The sequence below is a fragment of the Kitasatospora sp. NEAU-CNBT7 genome, assembly GCF_057220535.1.
The window spans coordinates 1-7,112 of the sequence record NZ_JBXQQB010000083.1; the positions used below are offsets into that span (position 1 = coordinate 1).

Here is a 7,112-nt window from a genome sequence, read left to right on the forward strand (position 1 = left end):
AGTTGGCAGGTTTTCGGGTTCGGGAAAGTTGGGGACGAGCGGGTTCGCGGTGCCGGTGTGAACGTCGTAGGGCCGGTTCCAGGCCAGGGCCTCGTGCGGGCGGACGGTGTTGTAGTCGCGCCGGGTAGTCCTCGGCATGCCGACGAGATCGAGGGCATCAGGGATCTCCTCGAGGAACAGCTTCTCGTACTTGAGCGAGCCGAAGCCGCGCTCGCGTGAGCCGTTCTGCCCGGGCGTGCGGACCCGGGTGCGGACGTGCCGCAGCTCCGGCCGGGTGGCGATGAACGCCTCGAACCGGAACGAGCGGAGCGGTCCGCCGTTGTCGGTGACGATCGTGACCATCGGCTGGACCGTGCCGTCAGCGTCGCGCGGGGCGAGCTCGGCCAGCGGCTTTCCGGCCAGCAACTCCGCTTCCTTGATGGCGAGTTCGATCGCGGCGATGGCGTCGTGCTGGTTCGCGGTGGGCGACACGTGCCAGCCCAGCTCGTACTTCGACCAGTAGTCCCGGCAGCCCGCGAGCCGCCAGGTGCCGCCGCCGGTCGTCTCGAACCGAAGTCGAGCCGCCGGACCTGGTTCGGGCCGGCCGGCTCGGTCGCGAAAGCGGCCTTGCGGCGGGCGGCGAGCCGACGCCGTTCCCGCTGGTGGTTCGCCTCCAGCAGCAGGCCCTCGTCCCGCAACAGCCGCAGCACGGTGGCCTGCGAGACGCGGTGGCCGTCGTGGCGGCACATCGCCCAGATCTTGCGGTGACCCCAGGCCGGGTGCGCGAGCGCGTGCCGGCGGGCGGTCTCCCGGACGCTCTCGCGGGCCGGGCGCGGCCACGGCCCTCTCACATGCGCGCCCTGGCGTGCGCGGGCCTGGTGGCGGCGCCAGGCCCGCCCGGGCACGCCGATCAGACGGCAGAACCTCGCGGTCGGCATGCCCGCCCCGGTGCGGATCACCTCGAGGTCCTCGAAGGGCCCAGCCGGCCCTCCGCGGACTTCTTCCACACCCGTAGCTCGACTGCCGCCTCACCCAGTGCCTGGGTCAAGTCGGCTACTTGGGCTTCGAGTTGCTGTTCCCGGGTGCTGGGGCCGGACTTGCCCGCGAGGCCGGCCCGGCCGGACTCCAGGAACCGGCGCTTCCAGGTCCCGATCGACTGCTCGGACACCTTCGCCCGCCGCGCGGCCTCGGCGACGGTCATCTCACCGGCCAGGATCGACAGCACGATCCGGACCTTCTCCTCCGGCGGCAGCGCCGGTGGCCTCACCATGATCGATCAGACTCCTTCAAGCAGCAGGACCCGCAACAAACGAGCCCTGAAGTTCCCCCCTGATCCTGGACAGCGGGTGCTTACGCTGCGGGGGTGAGGTCGTGCTGCAGCCAGGGCTGATGCAAAGTCGGATCTCAGTCGTGAATATGCAGGTCACCGGGGATGCCGAAGAGGTCGAGCGGGGCTGTGTGCGGTGCGAGCGCCAGCCGGCGGCGGGCGTCGGCGATGGAACTTCCTGTCCTGCGCAGGAAGTTCATCGTGACCGATCTCAACGTGGCCATGTTCTGGGCTCCGTGGCCGGTGCGGATGCGGGAGGCGTCCTCGCCCAGCGTCACGTCCCGCACGTAGTGGACCTTGTTCTCGATGCCCCAGTGCCCTCGTGTGATCTCGCCGATCCGCTGCGGGCCGGCCTGTCGCGAGGTGAGATCGGTGATCACGTACACGCGCTCCCGGGACCGCTTCCCACTCGCACGAACGGTGCGGTACCGGGTGACGCGCGCGACCTGCCGCAGGTGCGGGAAGTCCAGATCATCCCAGGTCACGGCCTCGATGATCCGGGTCTCCACTCTGCCGTGGCCGCGGACGCTGGAACGTGAGGCCGACCGCACCCGGTCCCAGGGCACCGCCCGGCACGCCTGCCACAGGTCGGGCTGATTGCGCTTGACGACGAACACGTAGTGCGCGCCGAACTCCTCGACCAGCACCCGCGCGTACTCACGCTGAGTGTGCAAGGCGTCCGCGGTGACCACCGCACCCCTCAGATCGAGGGCCGCGAGCAGGGCGGCGAACCCGGTGATCTCGTTCGTCCCCTCCGGCACCCGCTGCTGCGCGACCAGCGTCCCGTCCTGCAGCATCGCCCCCAGCACGGTCACCGCGGCCGCCGCACCACCGCGCGATCCCCGCAGACGTTTTCCGTCCACGGCCACCGTCACCGCCTTCTCCCGGAAGGTCCGCAGCAGCGACTCCAAGCCGCCGGGCAGCACCGCCGAGACCACCCGCCCGATGGTGGACGCGCTCGGCGGCGCCGCGAGCGCGAACGCTCCGCGCGCCGGCAGGCCCAGCCGTACCAGCGTCTCCTGCGGAGCCGCGGCCGCCCACTGTCCCATCGCCCGGAACGAGCCGAACCCGCAGGCCATGGCACACAGCGCAACCAGCAGCACCGCGCGCAGCGGATGCCGGCGCCCCCGGGCCTTCCGCGGATCGCGCAGGGCGCCAACCAGCTCCGGGAAACCGTGCGCGCCCGACACACCGGCACCACACTCCGAGCAGGGACAGGACATGGCAGACTGGCGCACCGAAGCTCCGTTGCTGGTGAACGACTCGCGAGGTCATCAACCACAACGGAGCTTCATCTGCTTCGGACACCCATGCTGACCAGGAACGATCCAAGATCAACTAACTCTGCATCAGCCCTGCCAGCGGATGGCCAGTCGCTTGAACTGGTGGAGCAGAGCGAAGGTCTGCTCCACCACGTAGCGGAGCTTGCCAAGTCCCTTGATGTCGGGCTGCCCCTTGCGGGAGATGACCGGCAGGATCCCGCGTCTCCTACGAGTCCATCACCCGCCCCCTCGACCTCCTGCACATCCCCTGAGCAGGGCGGATGCAAGATCAACAGGACTTTGAATCAGCCCTGGCCTTGAGTTGCCCCTCATCTTGTGATGACGCTGCGGATCCTGTCGGCAGGAGGGCAGTCCACCAGGGGAAATGGCCTCTCGACCAGAGAAACCCCGGCCACCCCTTCCCGAGGAGCATTGAGGCAGGACCAACTCCCGCCGGGTTTGGCTTCGAGTAGGGCGAGACACTTTCCAAGTGCGAGCTGCCCGAAGTAGTTCGGATGGAAGGACTCCTGCGAAGCCCCTTGAGTTCCCAAGAAATCAAGGAACCTGACCCATTCGCTACCGATCTCCGACGGAGGATTAGGCGGGCTCACAGCATTCCCATCCGTGGCAAGGCTAGTTCCGGAGGCACACACCTCCCGCCCTTCGAGCAAGTCACGAAGGTCAAGGAACTCGACCTCCTTGTCCGCCGCCACCTGAGCCAGCCTATCCGAGATCTGTGGCACCAAGGAATCCCTGGCCCAGTCGGAATCCGCGTTCCAGAACGGGCAACCTCCCTTGAGGATACGATCAGAACCACGTTCAGGATAGCGATTTTCCCTCCCGCGCGGAATCGGGGACGGGTAAGACTGCAGCACGATCCTGTAGTCGCCCTCAGAATATCCGGAAAGGCTCATCACCGCACGGATCTCGTCAATCGCCTTGCCCACGCCTGACATTGCCGAGGCCAGTCGCGAGTCGACCTTCCGCTGCTCCTCGCTCCGGCATTCTGTAAAAAAGATTGCATAGTCCTCGACGCAGCTGGCGATGACATCATGGAATCCGATGTCGTCCCCTCCGACGGAGAGAGAGATCAGCTCCACCCGGAAGTTCTTCGCCACCTCCGCAAGCTGGTCCGCCTGCGGCGATTCCCCCTTGAACGGCTGCCCCCCGTTCGACGACCGGAAAATGTTGACGGTTTCAGCCCCGGAGCAGGCGAGATTGATAGGCGTCCGACCGGCATCTGCCACCCCGTGAATTTCGGAGCTATCCGACCGGTCGCATCCGTTCAGATAACTGGACCCGTAGACATTTTCCGGATCATACCCACTCCCGGTCCACGCTCGATCCGTTCCAGCCCTGCTTCCAGAATTCGTGTCACTGTTCCCCCGCCACCGTCCGGCCTCGCCCGAAATATAACTGTCACCCATGGAGACAATGGCCGGTGGCCGGATGTCATGCTTCGGGGCCGCATCGGCGGAGTTACACATCGGCGATGCCAGTGCGGCTGCACAGGCCAGCGACAGCACTCCAGACTTTGCTTTCAACTTTCCCATCGATCCTCGCTTCCACGCGGAAAAGTATCGCACGGAACTAAACAGCGGGGATTTACGGTAGCATCAGTGAAGATCCCTCCCGCGACACGTGCGGGAAAAACCCTCCGGGCGTCCGCCAATTCACCCTTTTGCCCGAGCCGCACAAGGGTCGTTTCTGGGACGGCCGGACGCGCAATCATCCGGTGTCCGGCTACGGGCCTCCCCTCGCAGTGCACCCTGGTCGCACCGGTTCACCTGCGCAAACACGACACCCTGGCAGATCGCGGCGGGCTTCCGGACCAGCGTCGGCACCGCCCACGCCTACGTCCACCAGGTCACCGACCTTCCCGCCCACCGCGCCCCCGGTCTGACCCGCCCTGCGCGACGCCAACCCGGAGCACGTGCCGGTCGACGGCACCTCATCGAGTGCGACCGCGTCGGCAACGGCCGCGCGGACTGCAGCGGCAAGCACCGCCGCCACGGATGACCCTGCTGGTCATCACCGGTTCCGAGGGCAACCTCCTAGGGGCTCCGGGCGGGCCACCGCGCACGTCGCCGTCCCCGTCCCCGTTCCGGCGACGGCCCAGGACCGAGCCGGCCTGAAAGAGAAGTCGCTGGACAAGGCCCACGCCCGGCTCCGATTCCCGGTCGAACAAGGCGTCGCCAGATCCACGCCCGAAGGCGTGAACTGAACTCACGCCGGCGCAGGCTCGGTTGTTCCAAGCAGGCCCTGCTGGTCCTGGCCCATCTGCGGAAGAACGAGACGTTCGTCCGGGTCGCCGCAGGGTTCGGGGTGTCGCAGGCGACGGCCTGGCGGTACGTCGACGAGACCGTGGAGGTCCTGGCCGTGCGGGCGCCGGGCCTGCGCGAGGCCCTGGTGGGACTGGGCGCGAGGGCGACTTCGTGATCGTGGACGGCACGCTGATCCCGACCGACCGGATCAAGGCGGACGAGCCGTACCAATCGCAAAAGCACCGCAAGCACGGGATGAACGTGCAGGTCGTCGCCGCACCCGACGGCACACCCCGGTGGTTCTCCCGCGCCCTGCCGGGCCGCACACACGACCTGACCGCGGCCCGCGCCCACGGAATCGTCCGGGCCTGCCTGACCCGCGAGGTCCTCGTCCTGGCGGACCGGGCCTACCGGGGCGCCGGCGCAACCTTCCGCACCCCGTACTACAACCACCACGAACTCCCCGACCACTGAGCCTTTTCAGAGTGGCCACCGATCGGGTGACGGCCGGACGGTCGTGGGCCGGAGGAGAACGGACAAGGCCCCCAGGCAGTTGAGGGAGATGTCTGACGTCTCAACTCTTCTGTCGGGGAGACTCGTTGGTCACCTGTCCTGCCGCATTGGACCTGCCGCATGCGCTCGTCGAGTAGGTCACCGTGCTGATCGTCACCCGGGAGGGTGACCGCAGGTGCAAGCTCCGCCCCTCGCAGCGGGCCCTGGCCGCGCTGGTGAAGTTCCCCCCTGATCCTGGACAGCGGGTGCTTACGCTGCGGGGTGAGGTACCCGAACTCGGGATGTTTGCGGAGCCTGGTGCGGTTGTATTCGACCTCGATGAAGCGGAAGACGTCGGCGCGGGCGGCCTCGCGGCTCTCCCAGATGGTGGTGCCAATCTCCGCTTTGAGCAGTCCGAAGAAGCTCTCGGCTGCGGCGTTATCGTAGCATATGCCGGTTCTTCCCATGCTCTGCCTCAGGTTCAACTTCGTTATCTCACTGCGGAATTCGCCGCTCGTGTACTCGCTTCCGCGGTCGCTGTGCATGATGCAGCCGGGCTGCAGACCGCTCCGGCCGGCGGCCATGCGCAGGGCATCGGTGACCAGCCCGGCCCGGTGGTGGTCGGTCATCGCGTACCCGATCACCTCGCGGGTCGCCAGGTCGATGACGGTGGCCAGGTACCACCAGCCCTCGATCGTCGGCAGATAAGTAATGTCACCGACGAGTTTCGTGCCGGGTCGAGTGGCGGTGAAGTCGCGGCCGACCAGGTCCGGGGCCGGTGCGGCCGCGGTGTCCTGCCTGGTCAGGTGGTGGCGCCAGCGGCGGGTGATACCGCGGATGTCGCGCTCGCGCATGATCCGCTCGACCCTCTTCCGGTTGATCGCATGCCCGCCCCGCCGCAACTCGGCATGCACGTGCGGCACGCCGTAGGCGCCCCTGGAGCCGGCGTGGATCTCGCGGATCCGCCCCGCCAACTCATCCTCGGCGCGCTGCCGTTCGGCGATCGCAGGTCGTGACGTGAGCCACGAGTAGTAGGTGGAGCGGCCCACGCCCATCACGCGGCACAGCCGCGCGACGCTGTAGCCGTCCGGGTTCGCCTCGACGGCCTTCTCCGCATCGATGAACAGGCACAGAGCGCCTACTTCACGATCTCCTTGGCGAAGAAGGCGGCGGCTTTTACCAGGATCCCGTTCGCCTTCTTGACCTCGGCCAGCTCGCGGCGGACGCGACGCAGTTCCTCGCGCTCATCGCTGGTCAGCGCACCCGCCGGCCCCTCGCCCCGATCGGTGCGGTCCTGCTTGACCCAGCCCCGCAGACCCTCCGGACTCACTGATCGTTTCAGAATGATCTTTGGAGTCGTCGGAGGCAGATGATGCTGGCGGCGAGTTCGAGGAGTCCTTGGTGGAGGTCGGCTCGGCGTTCGTAGCGGGTGCGGAGTCGCTTGAACTGGTGGAGCCAGGCGAAGGTCCGCTCGACGACCCAGCGGGTGCGGCCGAGCCCGGATCCGTGGGCGACGCCGCGCCGCGCGATCAGGGGCTTGATGCCTCGCTTCCACAGGAGGCGGCGGTACTTGTCGAAGTCGTAGCCGCGGTCGGCAAACAGCCGTCGGGGCCTGTTGCGGGGGCGTCCGCGCAGGCCCCGGATGCGGGGTATCGCGTCCAGGAGCGGGATCAACTGCGTGACGTCGTGCCGGTTTCCACCGGTCACGGACACGGCCGGCGGGGTGCCGTGGCGGTCAACGATCACATGGTGCTTGGAACCCGGCCGTGCGCGGTCGACCGGCGAGGG

General features: G+C 67.7%; 6 protein-coding genes and 5 pseudogenes. 3 read left to right on the plus strand and 8 right to left on the minus strand.

The window, feature by feature from the left end:
• From AC2TEW_RS37945 to AC2TEW_RS37965, 5 genes and pseudogenes are all read right to left on the minus strand, one after another.
• On the minus strand, positions 1 to 471 hold a 471-nt coding region (locus AC2TEW_RS37945), incomplete at its 3' end, for an integrase core domain-containing protein (RefSeq protein ID WP_484627386.1).
• 197 nt (positions 472 to 668) lie between these two features.
• Positions 669 to 917 (minus strand): annotated as a pseudogene (locus tag AC2TEW_RS37950) (IS3 family transposase); the annotation flags it as partial.
• Positions 918 to 934: 17 nt separating this feature from the next.
• Positions 935 to 1,249, minus strand: a complete 315-nt coding sequence (locus tag AC2TEW_RS37955; RefSeq protein WP_484627752.1) for a helix-turn-helix domain-containing protein — start codon at positions 1,247 to 1,249, stop codon at positions 935 to 937.
• A 134-nt stretch (positions 1,250 to 1,383) separates the two neighbouring features.
• A complete protein-coding gene (locus AC2TEW_RS37960; RefSeq protein ID WP_484627756.1) occupies positions 1,384 to 2,529 on the minus strand; it encodes an ISAs1 family transposase in 1,146 nt (381 codons plus the stop codon).
• Between the two features lie 368 nt (positions 2,530 to 2,897).
• Positions 2,898 to 3,815, minus strand: a complete 918-nt coding sequence (locus tag AC2TEW_RS37965) for an SGNH/GDSL hydrolase family protein (protein ID WP_484627753.1) — start codon at positions 3,813 to 3,815, stop codon at positions 2,898 to 2,900.
• A 507-nt stretch (positions 3,816 to 4,322) separates the two neighbouring features.
• Between AC2TEW_RS37965 and AC2TEW_RS37970 the strand changes: the two are divergent.
• The 3 pseudogenes from AC2TEW_RS37970 to AC2TEW_RS37980 all read left to right on the plus strand — a co-directional run.
• Positions 4,323 to 4,652, plus strand: a pseudogene (locus AC2TEW_RS37970) (transposase family protein); the annotation flags it as partial.
• 127 nt (positions 4,653 to 4,779) lie between these two features.
• Positions 4,780 to 5,303: pseudogene (locus tag AC2TEW_RS37975) on the plus strand (transposase family protein); the annotation flags it as partial.
• Between the two features lie 128 nt (positions 5,304 to 5,431).
• Positions 5,432 to 5,563: pseudogene (locus AC2TEW_RS37980) on the plus strand (IS5/IS1182 family transposase); the annotation flags it as partial.
• 45 nt (positions 5,564 to 5,608) lie between these two features.
• On the opposite strand, the pseudogene AC2TEW_RS37985 reads toward AC2TEW_RS37980, so the two are convergent.
• The 3 genes and pseudogenes from AC2TEW_RS37985 to AC2TEW_RS37995 all read right to left on the minus strand — a co-directional run.
• Positions 5,609 to 6,457, minus strand: a pseudogene (locus AC2TEW_RS37985) (IS3 family transposase); the annotation flags it as partial.
• A 5-nt stretch (positions 6,458 to 6,462) separates the two neighbouring features.
• Positions 6,463 to 6,654, minus strand: coding sequence for a hypothetical protein (locus AC2TEW_RS37990; protein ID WP_484627755.1), 192 nt, complete (start codon positions 6,652 to 6,654; stop codon positions 6,463 to 6,465).
• 8 nt (positions 6,655 to 6,662) lie between these two features.
• Positions 6,663 to 7,112 (minus strand): IS5 family transposase (locus tag AC2TEW_RS37995; protein WP_484627728.1); only part of this gene is annotated, 450 nt, incomplete at its 5' end.

Coding starts and splice junctions, on each gene's coding strand:
- AC2TEW_RS37955 (WP_484627752.1), bottom strand. CDS start 1,249: ATGGTGAGGCCACCGGCGCTGCCGCCGGAGGAGAAGGTCCGGATCGTG.
- AC2TEW_RS37960 (WP_484627756.1), bottom strand. CDS start 2,529: ATGTCCTGTCCCTGCTCGGAGTGTGGTGCCGGTGTGTCGGGCGCGCAC.